Annotated in this window: 15 protein-coding genes; 7 read left to right on the top strand and 8 right to left on the bottom strand. The window is 66.2% G+C overall.

What is annotated here, in order from left to right:
- Nucleotides 1–244 precede the first annotated feature (244 nt).
- The 5 genes from F6W97_RS28830 to F6W97_RS28810 form a co-directional block, all read right to left on the bottom strand.
- Nucleotides 245–715: an SUKH-4 family immunity protein gene (locus F6W97_RS28830; protein WP_155373694.1), complete on the bottom strand. Its 471-nt coding sequence runs from the start codon at nt 713–715 to the stop codon at nt 245–247.
- Between the two features lie 30 nt (nt 716–745).
- Nucleotides 746–1,153, bottom strand: coding sequence for a nucleic acid/nucleotide deaminase domain-containing protein (locus F6W97_RS28825; RefSeq protein ID WP_155373693.1), 408 nt, complete (start codon nt 1,151–1,153; stop codon nt 746–748).
- A 644-nt stretch (nt 1,154–1,797) separates the two neighbouring features.
- The gene (locus F6W97_RS28820; RefSeq protein WP_155373692.1) at nt 1,798–2,100 is read right to left on the bottom strand and encodes a hypothetical protein; all 303 of its coding nucleotides are present in this window, start codon (nt 2,098–2,100) and stop codon (nt 1,798–1,800) included.
- A gap of 17 nt (nt 2,101–2,117) precedes the next feature.
- Complete coding sequence (locus tag F6W97_RS28815; protein WP_155373691.1) at nt 2,118–2,600, bottom strand: endonuclease toxin domain-containing protein; 483 nt, start codon at nt 2,598–2,600, stop codon at nt 2,118–2,120.
- Nucleotides 2,601–2,843: 243 nt separating this feature from the next.
- The gene (locus tag F6W97_RS28810; protein ID WP_155373690.1) at nt 2,844–3,125 is read right to left on the bottom strand and encodes a hypothetical protein; all 282 of its coding nucleotides are present in this window, start codon (nt 3,123–3,125) and stop codon (nt 2,844–2,846) included.
- 207 nt (nt 3,126–3,332) lie between these two features.
- Here F6W97_RS28810 and F6W97_RS28805 point away from each other — a divergent pair, with 207 nt between their 5' ends.
- Nucleotides 3,333–4,700: an alpha/beta hydrolase family protein gene (locus F6W97_RS28805; RefSeq protein ID WP_155373689.1), complete on the top strand. Its 1,368-nt coding sequence runs from the start codon at nt 3,333–3,335 to the stop codon at nt 4,698–4,700.
- A 645-nt stretch (nt 4,701–5,345) separates the two neighbouring features.
- Here F6W97_RS28805 and F6W97_RS28800 read toward each other — a convergent pair.
- Together F6W97_RS28800 and F6W97_RS28795 are read right to left on the bottom strand one after the other, a co-directional pair.
- The gene (locus tag F6W97_RS28800) at nt 5,346–5,720 is read right to left on the bottom strand and encodes a hypothetical protein (protein ID WP_155373688.1); all 375 of its coding nucleotides are present in this window, start codon (nt 5,718–5,720) and stop codon (nt 5,346–5,348) included.
- A 2-nt stretch (nt 5,721–5,722) separates the two neighbouring features.
- The gene (locus F6W97_RS28795) at nt 5,723–9,775 is read right to left on the bottom strand and encodes an RHS repeat-associated core domain-containing protein (RefSeq protein WP_155373687.1); all 4,053 of its coding nucleotides are present in this window, start codon (nt 9,773–9,775) and stop codon (nt 5,723–5,725) included.
- 171 nt (nt 9,776–9,946) lie between these two features.
- On the opposite strand from F6W97_RS28795, the gene F6W97_RS28790 reads away from it, so the two are divergent.
- Nucleotides 9,947–10,294 (top strand): DoxX family protein, encoded by a 348-nt coding sequence (locus F6W97_RS28790; protein ID WP_155373686.1) that lies wholly within the window; start codon nt 9,947–9,949, stop codon nt 10,292–10,294.
- 139 nt (nt 10,295–10,433) lie between these two features.
- Entirely contained in the window at nt 10,434–11,990 is a 1,557-nt protein-coding gene (locus tag F6W97_RS28785; protein WP_155373685.1) for a glycosyl hydrolase 53 family protein, read from the top strand.
- Between the two features lie 122 nt (nt 11,991–12,112).
- Here F6W97_RS28785 and F6W97_RS28780 read toward each other — a convergent pair whose 3' ends face one another.
- A complete protein-coding gene (locus F6W97_RS28780) occupies nt 12,113–14,098 on the bottom strand; it encodes a beta-galactosidase (RefSeq protein ID WP_230687063.1) in 1,986 nt (661 codons plus the stop codon).
- A gap of 337 nt (nt 14,099–14,435) precedes the next feature.
- On the opposite strand from F6W97_RS28780, the gene F6W97_RS28775 reads away from it, so the two are divergent.
- The 4 genes from F6W97_RS28775 to F6W97_RS28760 are packed head-to-tail and all read left to right on the top strand — an operon-like array spanning nt 14,436 to nt 18,492.
- The gene (locus tag F6W97_RS28775; RefSeq protein ID WP_230687062.1) at nt 14,436–15,704 is read left to right on the top strand and encodes an ABC transporter substrate-binding protein; all 1,269 of its coding nucleotides are present in this window, start codon (nt 14,436–14,438) and stop codon (nt 15,702–15,704) included.
- Between the two features lie 3 nt (nt 15,705–15,707).
- The gene (locus F6W97_RS28770) at nt 15,708–16,634 is read left to right on the top strand and encodes a carbohydrate ABC transporter permease (protein ID WP_155373683.1); all 927 of its coding nucleotides are present in this window, start codon (nt 15,708–15,710) and stop codon (nt 16,632–16,634) included.
- A complete protein-coding gene (locus F6W97_RS28765; RefSeq protein WP_155373682.1) occupies nt 16,631–17,479 on the top strand; it encodes a carbohydrate ABC transporter permease in 849 nt (282 codons plus the stop codon). Before F6W97_RS28770 ends, F6W97_RS28765 begins: the two co-directional genes overlap by 4 nt.
- On the top strand, nt 17,479–18,492 hold the full coding sequence (locus F6W97_RS28760; protein ID WP_155373681.1) for a LacI family DNA-binding transcriptional regulator: 1,014 nt from the start codon (nt 17,479–17,481) through the stop codon (nt 18,490–18,492). The genes F6W97_RS28765 and F6W97_RS28760 overlap by 1 nt, the downstream gene beginning before the upstream one ends.
- Nucleotides 18,493–18,528 lie beyond the last annotated feature (36 nt).

Here is an 18,528-nt window from a genome sequence, read left to right as displayed (position 1 = left end):
GACGCCCGCACCGCTGACGCGGCGCGCCACCGGATACCGCAGCCCGTCCCGCAGCCAGCGAACGGTAGCGATCACGCACGATGACAACCACGTCCACATTGGACCCCTTGATCGATGCATTGACATGTTATATGTGTGCTTGACGGCAACCGTGACGGCAACCCAGGCGAACGAACACGTACCCCAGCGCACGAGGTAATGGCACCACTACTCTTCGGAGTAGCGGTCACAACCCGGCGTGCGGCTATTCGGCACTAAAGTCTCCGGACTCGATATCGAATACTACAGATTTCCAGAATCCACCCTCCTCACTAAAAACGGTTGGGTCTATGCGCATCAAATCCTGCTCGAATCCGTTAGCAGCGCTCGATGCTTCGTCCAGGTCGTTACTTGTCTCGCAGAATGGGTACGAGGCATCGAACGCAGCAACCGACGCGACGAAATGATGTAGGGACTGGTTTATATGCCAAACATAGCCATCGGGCGAAAGCACATCAGCAATCTCTCCGCCAACGTCGCAGATGAAGAGTCCCCTAGCCGGGCCAATGTCGCCGAGCCGCAGCCATGATCGCCCGTCAGCCGACTGCACCCAACTGTCTGCATCCGCAGGACGCGCACGGAAGAGAAGATGATCGTCGGGCAACCCCTCGCGCGACAGCATGTCCGCAGCCCAACGATCGTCAAGTCGCCTCAATGCCAACTCTTCGTATTTCACAATGATTCCTTTAATCGGATTGGCGACGACTTACATACGTGCGAGTTCAAACAATATCGTCATGGCGTCCTTCCGCTCCTTTTGCGCGGAGCCACCCGCAGCAGAGACAGTCCAATCCCATGTCCATGAACGCTTGATTCCATCCGTTGCTGCCCAGCAGTTCTTCCTACCACTACAAGGCTGGAACTCGGAGTACATCTCAATGATATTCTCCTTGCCGTACTGGTTGAGCAAATGCTCTTCCGCATGGCCGACACTATCCGAATGCGCCACTGCCGTGCGAATCTTGTTGCCATCGCGATAAGTGATCGCGGCATAAAGATTGCCCCTGTTATTATCGGCTATTCGCTGGTTGTGCACCGCGTTTAACAGGTCATTATTTGGATCAAAATAATCAACGTTGCAGTTATGAACCAGGACTGGCGTTTCGCCAGCCATCACATAGTACGTGTGGCCTCAGCACCATGATCAGCACAATGGCTCTCGGCTCGGAGTGTGCCGACTACATGGGCTTAGCTCGACCTCGGGCAATCAGGCACATAGACCCTGTGCGATGTTGACAGCAACGCTGACCGCAACGCAGGGGAACACCACACGTGTCGGCCGCCACAGCAACCACGAGCGTCGATAGAGCGTGGGTCAGCCCGGTTCGGCTATGCGGATGGCTGCCGGTCGTCGGCAGCACCGGGGCTCGTCTCGCGGGGCGTGATGGTCGGCATGGGCATGGTGGTGTCGGTGATGGCGAGCGTGGCCTGGTAGTGGGCGATACGCTACGCGCCGTGCCACCGGGCAGCCCGGAGCGAGCCACCGCGATTACTCCCGCCCTCCGGCGCAGTTGTCCCAGCCACTCCCGACAACCCGTCCAGGTTGTTCTATCGACCCATTTACATATATACAAAGCGTCTGACAGCAACCGTGACAGCAACGCGGGCACACAACCACACCCCTCGGCGCCCAAAGTAATGGCACCTGAACTTGCGGTAATGGTGCGGCCCCTCAACCTCGCGGTCTTACAAAGCCCCTATTTCAGCCTGCAGGGCCGCACCGGAAGTGCATCCTTAAGCACTACATCCACCAATCCATCAATCCTCGTCGTCCCCTTGCACTTTTCCCCCAAGCAGGCTCGCGAGTTCGTTGGCAATCTCCTCTACGACATCCGTATACGACCCCTCAATATCAACCTTTCCCTTGCGCCACGAGAACGAAGCCGTTTCGCCTTCAATAACGTAGAGCTTTTGCGGGCCAATATCGGTCCAGTCGACAAATTCATCCGCACGTAGTGCAGCGAACTCATCTGCAAGTCGCTCCCACTCTTCGCGAGATATCGGAGCGCTTTCGCTGTCAAACCAGTTTTCGGCACGCGTGATGTGAAATGCGTATCCCACTGCAAGATCCTCCTTATTCAGCCAGATGAGGCCCCGAAGAGAACTGTGATTCCCTTGAGCGCACCGTCGTTTTGGAGCCTCGCGAGTTGCGATAGCTGACCCTTTGTCAACGGATCGGAATGTAGTACCACATAAAGAACACGATGCTCCATCCAGTTGGCCGGAGCAACCCCGGGATGGCGATGATCGCCATTATAGTTTGCCGTATCGTCGATGAAGCCCTTGAGCCGGTTGTACAACCCAGTGCCAGTCTGAGTTGAGGCTCTGCGGGTGTCGACAGTCTTAAGACTAATGCCAATACCTGAATCTGCTTCCAGGTGGTCGAACGTCTTGAAACCGTCGGGCAGGTTCGACATTCCTAGGTGTTCCTCGAAAGCAAGACCTCTGTCCCTAACCTTCAAATCCCAAAGATTAGTCTGGCCCGCTCCGGTAATCGAACCAAGGTCCTGAATTTCCGGATCGCAGTTGTGCACGAGGACCGGCGAGTCACCGGCGATCACATAGTACGTGTGGGAAAGTTGACCTCACGCAGGCAGTGATCGATGCATTTTGGCTGCTACCTGCGGCTTCTTGCGGCGGATGGAACCGGACACCTTCCCTGACGGCTACCGTGACGGCAACGTGAGCGCACGTCGCCGGTGATCCCGGAAACAGCATCGCCAGACGTCAATACCGGCCGCTTACTGATCTCGCGAGCGTCGATGGGCGGCGGTACGCGGGCGCGGCTTGGACGTCGGTCGGTCTCAGGTTCCGATCGCCGGTAGTGCGATGCCTGGGCGGTGTGGGGCCGACGATGGCTTCGACACGACGAGCCGTAGCGGCTGGGTCGCTTCGACCAGTGCGAGCTTGGCCCGGTAGTGGTCGATCGTGGCCTGGCAGGTGGCCGCGACCGAGCACGGCTGCGGCCTGCCGCACGCGCACAGTCCGAACAGGTCGGCGTGGTGGCCGTCGAGGATGTCCAGGGCGACGGTGATCTGCCGTCGCGCGTACGCCTCGAACTGCGCGGCTGTCAGCGCTCTGCCCATGACCGTGCCCCTCCCCTGGCGTGGTGACGAGGCGCGGCGGTCGGTGCCATGGGATGCGTCCGGCCGCCGCGCCGATCGGGGCGGGTGCGAATCACCCCTACCGACAGTCAACCGGCGACCACGCCCGGACTGTAGGCTCACGGGCCGGTGCGAGCGTTTCACAGGTTTAACCACGTTGATGAACCACGCTCACGAAAGGGCGGACACGTGCGCGCCAGCACCGCACCCAACGACCGGCTCCACCAGCTCATCGCCGAGGCCAGCATCTCCTACGAAGCCCTCGCCCGGTCGGTGTGCCACATCGCCGCCGAGAACGGCGACAACCGGCTGCGGGCCAACAAGTCTTCGGTGGCGCACTGGATCGCCGGCACCCGCCCCCAGCCGCGCACCGTCGGCTACCTCGCCGAAGCCCTGTCACGACGGCTGGCGCGTCCACTCACGCCAGCCGATCTCGGGCTAGGCTCAGGCGATGAACCCGTCTACGACCCGGCGAGCCTGCCGCCGGACGCCGTGGCCGCCGTCGCGCACCTGGGCAGAGCCGACGTGGACCGCCGCACCCTGATCTCCGGCGCCGCGTACTCGGTCGCCGCGCTACTGCTGCCGCTGCAACAGCCCGAGATCGCCGCCCGCGCCCACACCGCCCGCACCCGACCGACAGTCACCGTCGGCCAGGGCGAGATCGACGCCGTCCGGCAGATGACCGCCGCGTTCAACGCCGCAGACGAACGCCTCGGCGGCGGCCACGCCCGCACCGCCGTCGTCGAATACCTCACCACCGACGTCACCGCCTACCTGCGCGCCACCTTCGCCACCGACGCACTGCGCCGCTCGATGTTCGCCGCCGCCGCCCAACTGGCCTACCTCGCCGGGTGGAAGGCCCACGACCTGGGCCTGCCAGGGCTGGCACAGCGCTACTACCTGCACTCCTACCAACTCGCCGCCGAGGCCGACCCCCACGCGCACGCCGCATACGGGCTACGCATCCTCGCCCACCAGGCCATGGACCTCGGACGCCGCGAACACTGCGTCGACCTGGCCGACGCCGCACTCGACCGGGTCAAAGGCCGCACCGACCCCGACACCGAAAGCCTGTTCTGGCTCACCGCCGCCCGCGCCCACGCCACCAACGGCGACAACCAGCAGGCACGCTCAGCGCTTTCCACCGCAGAACGGCTACTCGACCGCAGCCGCGGCGACGCCGCACCCGAGTGGGCGTCGCTGGGCGGACCCGCCGAAGCCCGGCTGGCCAACCAGGCCGGCAAAGCCCTCCAAGCCATGGGCGACCTCACCGCAGCCGAAGACCAGCTACGACGCTCGGCCCGCTGCTGGAACCCGGCCACCCACCCGCGTATCCACGCCCTCACCCTGGCCGACCTCGCCGAGATCCAATGCGCCCGAGGCAACGTCGAAGCCGCCTGCCACACCTGGAACACCGCCCTGGACGGCATGACCGGCATCCGCTCCGCCCGCACCCGCGACGCCATCACCTCGATGCGCGCCCACCTCGCCGCCTACCGACGACGCGGACTCACCACAGCCCAACGCCTCGACAACCGCGCCTCCAACCTGACCTGACCGCCACCGACCAAGCCGAAGTCCCGAGTGGGCTCAAAGTTGCTATACAAAAAGCATCAAGAGCGCCCGGCTACGCCGGACGCACGCGCACGCGCTACGCCGTTCCGGCCCGCGCGCACGCGCCCACGCAATAAGGCGACAGAGATGCCCGAAGCGATCCGCTGAACCCGAGGCCGTGACGATCGCCAGGGCGGTCGAGCCGAGCAGCGGCAACCGGCGATCGACGCCGCACCGCTGACGCGGCACGCCACCGGATACGTCAGCCCGTCCCGCAGTCAGCAAGCCGTAACGATCACAAACAATGGGGGCTGTGTCCACATTGGACTTTTATATCGATCTATCGACATGTTATGTCTACGTTTGACGGCAACGCTGACGGCAACCCCACCGCACAGCCACGACCGCCAATGCACACCGTAATGGCAACACTACTTTTCGGAGTGCAGGACATCAATCGTAGGGCGCATTTTGAGATACCGCTTCGGCTGGAGGCGGCATTTCGTACTGAGCCCAATGCGTCGCTTTTAATTACCGCACCATGATCCTGATCATTTAGACCGTCACAGGTGCCGAGCCGGCCGATGGGTTCAGCCGGATTGATAGCCGACCCACACGAATCGCCGGATCATCTAGAACCTTCAACTATCACAATCCGAATTCAGATGGAACCTCGACAGCCTTCCTCCGAAAAGCGTCATCGACCGGGTCACCATCGTTTAGCATTTGATCTAGGGCATCTTCTTTCTGCAAGTCATAGTTGGAACCGCCATAACTTTCGACCAGTTCCGCGAGAAGGTTCGCAATCTCGCCTAGATTAAGGTATCGGAAACCTTCCACGGCACGATCGAACTCGTCGGGCTCGATAACTTCTACCGCAAAACCCAGTCCGCCGCTCATTATGGCATTGAATACCCGCATGACATGCGAGAGTTTTGCCACACCGACGGGCGTACCAGCAGGCACGGCACCCTCGACGCCGTAGTCGACCGCCTCGTTATACAGATCATCTAGCGATTTCATGCTTACACGTCCCCAACCAAGCCTTGTTTACCATGCGTTCTGATTGTATTGATTACGTACATTCCGAAGTCCCATTGCTGGTTGAATGGCATACCGGTGAGGAAGTCTCTAACCTTTTGCCCACCAGTCCAATTAAATTTCTTGGAGTAGTATCCATTCTTCGCGAAGTTAGTAGCGCTATCCAGCAGCATCATGTTGTCTGGATGGTTGATCCATTCCTGAGGGAAGTTGGAGTTTGCAGGCAAGCCTTGCCGTTGCTCAACAACATGCTCCCAGTTTAGGGTCTCACCCGGCCCAGCGAAGTCTTTGGCCGGCCCCATTCCTTCTACCCAACCACCGGTCTTATCGTAACTCGGGAATCCTTCCGCAGCGTCCGGCACCCATCCCTGACGTCCTCCGATGGGACAGGATTCACCGGTAACTCCGAGGTTGATAAGCCCTGGATCATTGTTGTGGACCAGAACAGGATCATTGCCGGCGATCACATAGTACGTGTGGACGTTTGCGACCGTTAGGTCGCGCATGTCCTTGCCACCCACGTAATTGCGTACGGCGGTGACGTATTGCTTCTCGCCCAGCGGGCCAGTCAGCTCGTGGCCGGGTTCTAGGTCGGCTGCGTCGACCCATTCGCCAAGGGTTGCGTCCCAGAAGGGGTGGTGCTGGGTGGTGTACAGCGTGGTGGTCGTGGGTCCGCGGATTGTCCCCGCACCGAGATCTTCACCGTCAGAATGTGGTGCCGAGCCCTCTGGAGCCACGGTGCTGACGGTGAGGTCGGTCAGGTCAACGTCGTAGTTGAGATGGAGATGCGTGATCTCCTGGCTGGTGTCTTCTCCAGTTTCGGGATCGGTCGCGAGCACCTCGTCGCCGATTTCGACATCTTCGATCGGCTGCACCGAGCCGTCGGCCATGAGCACCGGCGTCTTCGGGTCGAAACTGTGGAGGCGTGGGCAGCTCGGGCCGTCGCCAGAACCATTGTCATGGTCAGGCTGAGTGCCGCCGCCGTTTCCTGTGTTCGCCGGGTTCGGTTGGACCGGCTGGTGCGGGGCAGTGTTGGCTGGGGCGTTGGCTGCCGGCTTGGCCGGATCCTGCTGCTTTGGCTTGGACGGTGCGCCGGAGCCGTCTGAGTGCTTGGACGGCTTCTTTTTGTTTCCACCGCCGGTGAAGGGAATCAGCGGCAGTGTGGGCAGGCCGGTGTCGATGCCGGCCAGTTCACCGAGCGTGTTGACGGTGTCGGCGATGTCGTTGAGTTTCTCGAGTGCCTCGAGAGCTCTCTTGCCCTGCTCGATGATCTGTTCGGCGACCTTGATGGCGTTCTTCCACGCCTTGTAGGCGGAGAAGGCGGCATCGACGGCCTTGAAGATCTTCTTGCCCATCGTGAAGAGCTTGCTGACCGGCAGGATGCCCATCACCATGTCGGCACATGCCCACAGGTCGCCCTTGGTGAAGCAGTTGATGATGTCGGTGATGCCGAGGAAGTCCAGGAGGATCCCGACGCCGCACTCGATCAGCACGTCCAGGAAGGACTTGTTGGCCATCTTCTGGGCGGCTTCGATTTCGGCCTTGAGCCGCTCGATCTCGGCCTTCGTCGTGGGCGGCCCGTCATCGGGGTTGTTGCTGGGTCCGCCGCCCGAGGGCGGGGGTGGCGCGGATGCTTTGTCGCCGCAGATGGACGCGGCCGAAGCATCCGTCGCGCAGAGGTCTTCCACCTCCTCCTCGGTCTTGGTGTACCCGGGATCGACGGCCGTCGCCACGTGCCCGCTGGGGTCGGTGTGCACGAGCGGGTTGGCGTTGCCGTAGGCGTACCGGTTGGCGTTGGCCGACGACGGCGACGGGCTGTTGCTGGCCGTGTCACGGGAGTCGAACTGCCCGGTCTCGGTGTTGTACCACCGTGCGGCCATGTTGACCCGGCCGGTCGACGTGTCGGTCCACTCCGACTGGTAACCCAGCGACCCGACCAGGTTGCCGCCGGCGATGACGGCGCCGAACGGGTCGTAGGTGACCGAGCGGGTCACGGTCGTGTCGCTCGCGCCGAACTGTGCGATGACGTCGTCGTGCAGGTCGGTCCAGGCGTAGCTGCCCGCGCCGGTGTTGTCCTTCTGGCCGATGACGCGGTTCGCCGGGTCGCGGACGTACTTGGCGGTGCTGTCCTCGGCAAGGTCGTTGTCGAGGCCGGTGAACTTCTTACCCGGCTGGATGGCCCGGCCGAGTGCGTCGTAGTCGTAGGTCTGGGTGCCGCCCGGACCGGCCTGGCTTCGGATCTGCCCGAAGGCGTCAGCCGACGTGGTGCTGCTGGTGCCGTCGTAGACCGTGCGCAGCGTGCCCCGGGCGGTGTACGTGTACTGGTCGCCCGCGGCTGAGGTGAGGCGGTTGCGGGCGTCGTAGGCGAAGACCTTCGCACCGGCGAGAGTCCGGTTGCCCGCCTTGTCGTATTCGTACTGCACGCTCGGCTGGGTGCTGCCGCCCTGCGGGGTGGCGGTCCAGGAGGTGAGCCGGTTGGCCCAGTCGTAGGTGTAGACGTTGGTCGCGGCTCCGCTGACCCCGGTGGTGGTCTTCTTCAGGGGGTTGCCGTTGGCGTCCCACTCGTATTCGAGTGAGGCGACCGTGGCGCCACCGAGGGTGAAGAGCTTGTCGCTCTTGAGTCGCTGGGTCGGGTAGTAGTCGAGGACCCGGTAGTCGCCGCCGGTGCCGTAGTCGATCCGCTTGACTCGCGACATGTCGTCGTAGTCGTAGGTCTGCTTCAGCGTGCCGTTGGTGACCTCGTGCAGGCGGCCCGCGCCGTCGTATTCGTAGACCGTGTTTCCTGCGGCGTCGGTGCGGGTCTTGAGCTGCCCGTCGGCGGTGTAGGTGAACGCGGTGTCGCCGGAGGCCGCCCCGCTGATCGAGGCGACGAGTCCGCGGGGGTCGTACTCCACGGTGTTGTCGGCGGCGCCCGCGCCGGAGAAGGCCTTCACCCGACCGGCGGCGTCGTAGGTGATGGTGCGTGTCTTGGTGGCGGCTTCGGCACCGGTGCCGGTCTGCTCGGAGAGCTGTCCGGCCGCGTTGTAGGCGAAGCCGACCGTCACGCCGCCGGGCTCGACAAGCTGGGCCAGGCGGCCGCCACCGTCGTAGATCTTGGTGTAGGTGCGGTCTGCGGGGTTGGGGAATGCGGTGGTCGTCGGCTCGATCGTGGATTCTTCGAGGCCGAGGGTGTTATAGGTGGTGACGTAGGAGTAGCCGCGGCCGTTGGTGAACCGGGTCCGGTTGCCCGCCGGGTCGTAGCCGAACGTGGACACGATCGCATCGGCTGCGCTGATCGGTTCGGACTGGCGGACGAGCAGGCCGGTGTCGTCGTAGCCGAATTCTGTCGTGTGGCCCAGGCCGTCGATCGCCGAGGTGAGGCGTCCTGCCCGGTCGTACCTGGACGAGGTGTGCACCTGCTCCGCGCCGCCGGCGGCGTGCAGCCGCTTCTCGACGACCTGGCTGAGCATGTCGTATTCGACGCGGGTGTACGACAGGTCCGGGTTGATCGTGCGCAGGGGGCGGCCGGCCTTGTCGTATTCGACGGTGCTCTGCTTGCCGGCGGCGTCCCAGGCGAATTCGGTCTGACCGGCGGCGTTGTGCTGCGTACGGCTGACGATGCCCGACGGCGAGGTGACCTTCGACAGCCAGCCGCCCGCACTGTACTCGTAGTTGGTGGTGTGTGTCCCGGCGTCGGTGGCCGTCTTGCGACGGTCCATGAAGTCGTAGGTCGCCGAGCTGACCGCACCGAGCGGGTCGGTGGTCGACAGCACGTTGCTGTTCTTGTCGTAGGTGTACCGCGTGTAGGCGTAGCCGCCGTCGGGCGCCGGGGTGCGCAGCTTCGAGATGCGGTCCTGCTGGTCGTAGTACAGCCAGGTCTCGATGCCCGACGGGTCGATGCTCTTGGTGATGCGCCCGGCGTCGTCGTATTCGGTGCGGGCGACGGGGTTCAGCGGCGTGGAGGTGCCCGGTGGGGTGTACGCCGGCATCCGCACCGCCGTCTCGCGCCCTTCGGCGTCGAACTCGATGGTGGTCCGGTTGCCGTTCGGGTCCTTCACCTCCGACTGCTCGCCGAAGGTGTTGTAGCCGACGAACGAGATGGCGCGGGCGGCTGCTTGCTGCAGGGACGCTGTGCCTGTCCGGACAAGATCTCACCGCGCTGTCACAAACGGGTGGCGGGCCGAGTCATACCGGTGAAGAGCAGTTCACAGCCCGATGAGGAGCACCTGATGTCCACCACTCACACCGTCGTCACCGTCCTCGCCGCCGCCTGGGTCGGCTTCTCCGCCGCCTCCGTCCTCGCCGGGGCCAGGTGGGTCGTCGAGCCGCTGGCCGAGTACGGGGTGCCCCGTTCGTGGTGGACCTGGCTCGGCGTCGCCAAGGCCGCGGGGGCGCTGGGTCTGCTGGCCGGGCTGTTCGAGCCGGTGGTCGGTCTGCTGGCGGGCATCGGGCTGGTGCTCTACTTCACCGGCGCGGTGATCACCGTGCTGCGGGCGCGGTCCTACTCGCACGTCCCGTTCCCGCTGCTCTACCTGGGCCCGGTCGTCGCCTCGATGGCCCTGGCGTACACCGCCTGAATGGAACCGCAGGTCGGGGCCGCCGCTCTTGACAACGTACCCGTGTCGATGTTTTCTGTGAACGTTCACAGCTGCCGCCCGGGCTGCTGTGGATGTTCCCCCGATGTGTCTGTGAGCGACTCACACATCAGGAGGAATCATGCACAGAGCAAAGGCACTGCTGGCCGCGGCGGCACTCGCCGCGGTGGCGGCGCTGGCCGCGCCCGCGCTGCCGGCCGCGGCGGCGTCGACGGTCACCAACCCCGGGTTCGAGTCCAACGGGGCGAGCCAGACCCCGACCGGCTGGTCCGAGTCGGGCACGGTGGCCGCGTCGAAGAGCGAGGCGGGCGGGCGCAGCGGCAGCTACCGCGGCACGCACTGGTCGGCCTCGGCGTACACCGTCGAGACATACCAGACGCTGACCGGCCTGAGCACCGGCTCGTACACGCTGAGCGCGTGGGTGCGCTCGGGCGGCGGGCAGTCGGCGGCGTACCTGGCGATGAAGAACTGCGGCGGCGCCCAGGCGCAGGTCAACATCCCGACCAGCACCAGCGCCTGGGTGCAGGTGTCGGTGACGGCCAACGTCAGCTCGACGTCGTGCACGCTGAGCGTCTACTCCAGCGCCGCCGCCAACCAGTGGCTCAACCTGGACGACGTGACGTTCGTCAAGGGCGCCACCGGCGGCACGTCGCTGCAGGTCAAGGGTGGTGACCTGTCGTCGCTGAAGAAGAACGAGGACTTCGGCGCGCTGTACTACACCAGCTCCGGGACGCAGGGCGACGCCATCGCCATCCTGAAGAACGCGGGCATGAACTACGCCCGGCTCAAGGTGTGGGTGAACCCGGCCGACGGGTACAACAACAAGGCCCGGGTGCTGACCATGGCACAGCGGATCAAGGCGCAGGGCCTGAAGCTGCTGGTCGACTTCCACTACTCCGACTCGTGGGCAGACCCGGGCAAGCAGGTGCCCCCGGCGGCGTGGGCGAACTACTCCCTCGCCCAGCTGAACACCGCGGTCTACAACCACACCTACGACGTGCTCAACGCGCTCAAGGCGCAGGGCACCACGGCGGACATGGTGCAGGTCGGCAACGAGATCAACCCCGGCATGCTGCTGCCCACCGGCAGCACGTCCAACTGGGACAACCTGTCGCAGCTGCTGAAGTCGGGCGTCAACGCGGTCAAGGCGGTCAACTCCTCGACGCTGGTGATGCTGCACCTGGCCGAGGGCGGCGACAACGCCACCTTCCGCTGGTGGTTCGACCAGGCGGTGGCGTACCGCGTGCCGTTCGACGTGATCGGGGCGTCGTTCTACTGCTACTGGCACGGGCCGCTGTCGGGGCTGCAGGCCAACCTCAACGACATGGCGTCCCGGTACGGCAAGCCGGTCATCGTGGCCGAGACGGCGTACGGCTTCACCACGGCACAGGACGACGGCGAGACCAACATCTTCACCTCGTCACTGGCGAGCACCTGCGGCTACCCGGCGAGCGCGACCGGACAGCGGGACGCGTTCGCCGCCGTGGTGAACATCGTCAAGAACGTGCCGAACGGCCGCGGCATGGGCGTCTTCTACTGGGAGCCGGCGTGGACCGCGCAGGCCGGCTCGGGCTGGGACCCCGCCAACCCGTCGTCGGGCAACGGCTGGGAGAACCAGGCCCTGTTCGACTACAGCTCGCGGGCGCTGACCGCGATGTCGGTGTACGGCTCCATGTAAGAGCGACGCCGCCGGGTGGTAGGGCACCCGGCGACGCCGCCGTTGACAGCCGACGCGACTGTTGCGAGTATGTGAACGCTCACAGACACATCGGTAACATCATGGACATCCATCCGGCATCTCTACGCCGGGCCGATCACCCGCACGCCGCCCGGCGGGACCGTTCCCCCACTGGCGAAGACCGCCCCGTCGAGCAGGTCGACGCCCGACACGTCCGGCACGGTGACCGGCTCGTCGCCGTGGTTCAACAGGAACAGGTACTCGCCGCGCCGCACCGCCTCGACGCTGTCCGGCAGGCCGCGCGGGCGCGACACCCCGGCCGCGTCGAGGGCCTGCGACAGCAGCGGGCGCAGCCCGTCCACGCTGGTGGCGACGTACCAGGCGGTGCCCCGGCCCAGCTCGTGTCGGGTGACCGCCGGATGCCCGGCGTCGGGGCCCGCCGCGAACCCGGTCACCGTCACCGCGCCCGCCGGGCGGACCCGCTCCGACCAGACCCGGGCCGTGCCCCCGTCGGACAGCGCGACCGTCTCGTGCTCGCGCAGCGGGTGGAACTCCTCGACGGACAGCCCCAGCACGTCACGCAGGACCCCCGGGTACGCGCCCGGGTGTACGGCGTCGTGCTCGTCGACGATCCCGGAGAAGTACGACACCAGCAGGTGCCCGCCCGACTCGACGAAACACCGCAGGTTCTTCGCCGAGGCCTCCCCGAGCAGGTAAGCGCTAGGGGCAACCACCAGCTTGTACGCCGAAAGATCCGCCGCCGGGTGCACGAAGTCGACGGTCGCGTGCTCGCGCCACAGCGCCGCGTAGTACGCCTCGACCCGCTCCCGGAAGCGCAGGTCCACGCTCGGCCGCCACTCCAGGTCCAGCGCCCACCAGGACTCCCAGTCCCAGACCACGGCCACCTCGGCGGCGACCCGCGCGCCGCGTACCCCCGAAAGGCGGTCGACCTCACCGCCCAGCGCGACCACGTCGCGCCACAGGTCCGAGTCGGTGCCGGCGTGCGGCAGCATCGCCGAGTGGAACTTCTCCGCTCCGGCGCGCGAGGCCCGCCACTGGAAGAACAGCACCGAGTCCGAACCGCGCGCCACGTGGGCGAGGCTGTTGCGGCGCATCTCCCCCGGGCGCTTGGCGATGTTGCGGGGCTGCCAGCTGACCGCGCCCGTGGAGTGCTCCATCAGCAGCCACGGCCGGCCGCCGCCCAGCGAGCGGCTCAGGTCCGCGGCCATGGCCAGGTCGATGTGGTTGTCGGGCTGATCGGCGTTGAGGTAGTGGTCGTTGGAGACCACGTCGACCTCGGGCGCCCAGCGCCACAGGTCCATCGACTTGCAGTTGGTGACCATGAAGTTCGTGGTGACCGGCAGGTGCGGGGTGGCCGCGCGGATCACGTCACGCTGCGCCGTGAAGCAGGCCAGGTTCTCCGCGGAGCTGAAGCGGGCGAAGTCGAGCCGCTGCGCCGGGTTGACCACGGTGTGGTTGGCGCGGGGCGCGTCGATCTCGTCCCAGTCGCCGTAACGCTGGCTCCAGAACGTGGTGCCCCAGGCGGCGTTGAGCGCGTCGAGGCCGTGGTAGGTCTCGCGCAGCCAGCCGCGGAACGCCTGCACGCTGGCCTCGCAGTAGCACTCGCCGAGCGGCGCGCCGTACTCGTTGTGCACGTGCCACATGACCACGCCGGGATGATCGCGGTAGTGCTCGGCGAGCCGGTGTGCCAGCTCAACCGTCGCGTGGCGGTACTCGGGCGAGCTGGGGCAGGCGGTCTCGCGGCTGCCGAAGCCGATGCGCACGCCGTCCCGGTTGACCGGCAGCGTGTGCGGGTACTTCCGGGCGAACCAGGCGGGCGGGGCGGCGCTGGGCGTGGCGAGGTCGACGCTGACCCCGCCCGCGTGCAGCCGGTCGATGATCTCGTCGAGCCAGCCGAACTCGTAGCGGCCCTGCTCCGGTTCCAGCAGCGCCCACGCGAAGATGCCGAGGCTGACCAGGTTGACTCCGGCGTCGCGCATCAGCGCGACGTCTTCTTCCTGCACCTCACGGGGCCACTGCTCCGGGTTGTAGTCGCCGCCGAAGGCCAGCCCGCGCAGGCGCGGCACCACATGTTCGGTCTCGGACACGAATCCCCCTGACAAGCACGGCACGTCTGTGAACGTGCACAGTAACCGACCGCCCGCCCCCCGCAAAGCACCCTCCCGTCGCCGACCGCGCCCCGCCCGCCCCTCTGCCGCAACTCTTAAAGAGTCGCGGCATCGGCGATCCCCTGACAGGCCAAGTCTTTAAGAGTTGCGCCGAGGGGGGGGTGGGCGGCGGGCGGCGGGCGGGGCGTGTAACGCCTCGGATACGGGGTCTTGACGGGTCGGTTACGTGGCGAGCACACTGTGCCGCACTGTGAACGTTCACAGAGAATTCGCCTTTGACGGAGGACCTATGCGTACGAAGCGGCTCAGGATGGTGATGTCCGCAATGCTGGTCGGCGCCCTGGCAGCGGGCTGTTCGGGCGGTGGGCAGGAACAGACCCCGCAGGAGACCGGCCCGGTCGAGCTGACGTTCTGGACGTGGGCTCCCAACATGGACAAGATCGCGGCGGTGTGGAACACGGCGCACCCCGACATCAAGGTCACCGTCAGCAAGCAGGCGGGCGGCGACGAGGCGGCGGCGAAGTTCCTGACCGCGGCCAAGGCGGGCAACGCGCCCGACCTGGTGCAGGCCGAGTACCAGATGCTGCCGTCGTTCGTGGCCGCCGAGGCCGTGGCCGACATCAAGGGCGAGGTCGCCGGAGTGCGCGACCAGTTCTCCGACGGCATCTGGAACCTGGTGACCCTGGGCACCGACGGCGTCTACGGCCTGCCGCAGGACAGCGGCCCGATGATGTTCTACTACCGCACCGACCTGTTCACCAAGTACGGCATCGCGGTCCCCAAGACCTGGGACGAGTACGCGGCCGCGGCCCGCACCGTGCACGCCAAGGACAAGTCCGTCTACCTGGGCGGCTTCTCCAGCAAGGACCCGGGCTGGTTCGCCGGGCTGTCGCAGCAGGCCGGCGCGCAGTGGTGGTCCATCACCGGCGAGGCCTGGAAGGTCGGCATCAACGACGACGCGACGAAGAAGGTCGCCGACTTCTGGGGCGGCCTGGCCAAGGACGGCGTCGTCGACACGCAGGCCCCGTGGACGCCGGAGTGGAACGCGGCGCTCAACGGCGGCAAGATCCTGAGCTGGGCGTCGGCGGTCTGGGCACCGGGTGTGCTGAGCAGCAATGCCCCCGACGGCAAGGGCAAGTGGGCCATCGCGCCGCTGCCGCAGTGGAGCGCCGGGGAGAACTACTCCGGCTTCTGGGGCGGCTCGTCCATCGCGATCGCCGAGGGCAGCAAGCACAAGCAGGCCGCGGCGCAGTTCGCGTCCTGGCTGAACACCGACGCCAAGGCGCTGGACCTGCTCATCAAGGAGGCCGCGATCTACCCGGCGGCCAAGAGCGGCCAGGCTCTGATGACCACCGCGCCGGAGTACTTCACCAACCAGGCCGACTTCTGGCAGCAGGCGACCAACATCGCCGGCACCGCGCGGGGCTTCACCTTCGGCCCCAACGTGAACGTCGCGTACAGCGCGTACAAGGACGCCTTCGACAAGGCGCTGCAGAACAAGTCCTCCTTCACGGACGCGCTGGGCGCGATGCATGACGCGACCGTCGCCGACATGAAGAAGTCCGGCTTCACGCTGGCGAGCTGATAGATGACCAAGGCAAACCGGGGCGCCCGCGCGTACAGCGCGGGCGCCACCCCCTACCTCTACCTCGCTCCCGCGGTGGTCCTGTTCACCCTGTTCATCGCCGCGCCCCGCGGGTACACCCCGGACCTGAGCCTGCGCCGGGTGCAGTTCTCCGGACTGGGGCTCGGTAAGAAGTCGCGCACCGAGATCTTCGTCGGCCTCGACAACTACCGCACGGCCGTTGCCGACGGGGAGTTCTGGGCGGGCTGGCTGCGGGTGCTCGGATACGCCACGTTGGTGCTGGCTTTGATGTTGGGTCTGGCCCTGGTGTTCGCGCTGCTGCTGGACTCGGCGCGGGTGCGGCTGGCCCGCTTCTCCCGGATCGCGATCTTCCTGCCGTACGCGGTGCCGGGCGTGGTCGCCACCCTGCTCTGGGGCTTCCTCTATCTGCCGAGCCTGAGCCCGATCCACGGCACGCTGCGCGCGTTCGGGTTCGACAACGTCGACCTGCTCAGCCCGAGCACGGTCATGTTCTCCATGGTCAACGTCGCGATCTGGGGCGGCACCGGCTTCAACATGCTGGTCCTCTACACCCAGCTGCGGGCCATCCCCCGCGACTACTACGAGGCCGCCCGCATCGACGGCGCGGGCGAGCTGGCCATCGCGCTGCGGGTCAAGGTGCCGATCCTGGCCCCGGCCCTGGTGTTGACCACGGTGTTCTCCATCATCGCGACGATCCAGGTGTTCACCGAGCCGATGACGCTGCGGCCCATCTCGAACGCGGTCAGCTCCACCTGGAGCCCGCTGATGAAGGTCTACCGCGACGCGTTCGTCACCGGCGACCTCTACAGCGCCGCCGCCACGTCGCTGGTCATCGCCGCGATCTCGGTCGTGCCGTCACTGCTGTTCATGCGCCTGGTGCGCCGCCAGGCCTTCGGGGAGGAAAGATGACGACCAAGGGGGTACGCAGACCGCTCGGGCTCGCGCCCACCGCGGTGCTGCTGCTCGGGGCGCTGTACTGCCTGCTGCCGGTGTGCTGGGTGCTAGCCGCGTCGACCAAGACGCGCGGGGAGCTGTTCACCACCAACGCGTTCACCCCGGGCACCGGATTCTTCAGCAACATCGCCGACCTGTCGGAGTACCGCGACGGGATCTTCTGGCAGTGGATGGCCAACACCGCGCTGTACGCGGGCGTCGGCGCGCTGCTGTCCACGGCGGTGTCGGTGCTGGCCGGGTACGCCCTGGCGAAGTTCCGGTTCTTCGGCCGCAACGTGATCTTCAACGTGCTGATCGGCGGCATCCTGGTGCCCGCGGTGGTGCTCGCGGTGCCGCAGTACCTGCTGCTGGCCAAGGCCGGGCTCGCCAACACCTACTGGGCGGTGCTGCTGCCCAGCATCCTGCACCCGTACAGCATCTACCTGGCCCGCATCTACGCGTCGGCGGCCATCCCGGACGCGCTGCTGGAGGCCGGGCGCATCGACGGGGCGGGCGAAAACCGGCTGCTGCGGGTGGTGGCGGTGCCGCTGATGCTGCCCGGCATGGTGACGATCTTCCTGTTCCAGTTCGTCGCGATCTGGAACAACTTCCTGCTGCCGTTCATCATGCTCGCCGACGACGAACGCTTCCCGCTCACCGTCGGCCTGTACACGCTGCTGGCCACCGGGGCCAACCAGCCCGCGCTCTACAACCTCGTCATCACCGGCGCGCTGCTGTCGATCATTCCCCTGATCGCGCTCTTCCTCACCATGCAGCGGTACTGGCGTACGGACCTGTCCGGCGGGTCTGTGAAAAGCTGATGGCTGTGACCAACAAGCGGCGTCCCACGATCCACGACGTGGCCCGTGCCTCGGGAGTCTCCCGGGGCACGGTGTCCCGCGCCCTCAACGGCGACCCGTACGTGAGCACCGCCGCGCTCGCCGCCGTCACCCGCGCCGTCGCCGAGACCGGGTACGTCGTCAACCGCGCCGCGCGCAGCCTGGTCACCCAGCGCACCGGCACCGTCGTCATGGTGCTGAGCGAGCCGCAGGAGAAGCTGTTCGAGGACCCGAACTTCAGCGTGCTGCTGCGGGTCGCCACCCGGCGGCTCGCTCAGCGCGACGTCGCCCTGGTCATGATGGTCGCCGGCGATGATGGCGACCGCGAGCGCGTGGTCCGCTACCTGCGCGGCGGCCACGCCGACGGCGTCCTGCTCCTGTCGGCCCACTCCGGCGACCCGCTGCTCGCCGAGCTCGAAGGCCTCGCCATCCCGGCGGTGGCCTGCGGCGCGGTCCTCGGCCGCGAAGGCGTGATCCCGTACGCCGCCGCCGACGACCGCGAAGGCGCCCGCCAGATGGCGCAGTACCTCGTCGACCAGGGCCGTAGGAAGATCGCCACGATCACCGGCCCGCTCGACACCCCCGGCGGCCTCAACCGCCTCGAAGGCTTCTGCGACGTGCTCGGCCGCAAAGCGGTCAAGAAGCTCATCGCCCACGGCGACTACTCCCGCCACAGCGGCGAAGCCGCCATGCGCGAGCTGCTCGACCGCGTCCCCGACCTCGACGCCGTCTTCGTCGGCTCCGACCTCATGGCCGCGGGCGCCCTGGCTGTCCTGCGCGAACGCGGCCGCCGTGTCCCGGAGGACGTCGCCGTCGGCGGCTTCGACGACTCGGCCATCGCCGGCTCCACCCACCCGAAGCTGACCACCGTCCGCCAACCCCTGGAGCAGGTCGCCACCGAAACCGTCCGCCTCCTCCTTGAGCTGATCGACGGCGCCGACACGGTCGAGAACGTCATCCTCGCCACCGAACTCGTCCCCCGCGACTCCGCATAAGAAAGGGCGCCTTCCCATCGGTATACGCAGAGGAAG

The organism is Catellatospora vulcania (genome assembly GCF_009720385.1).
In the GTDB taxonomy this organism is placed as follows: Bacteria; Actinomycetota; Actinomycetes; order Mycobacteriales; family Micromonosporaceae; genus Catellatospora; species Catellatospora vulcania.
The sequence above is the reverse complement of the archived record's forward strand: the minus strand, read 5'-3'. Positions and strand labels throughout refer to the sequence as shown.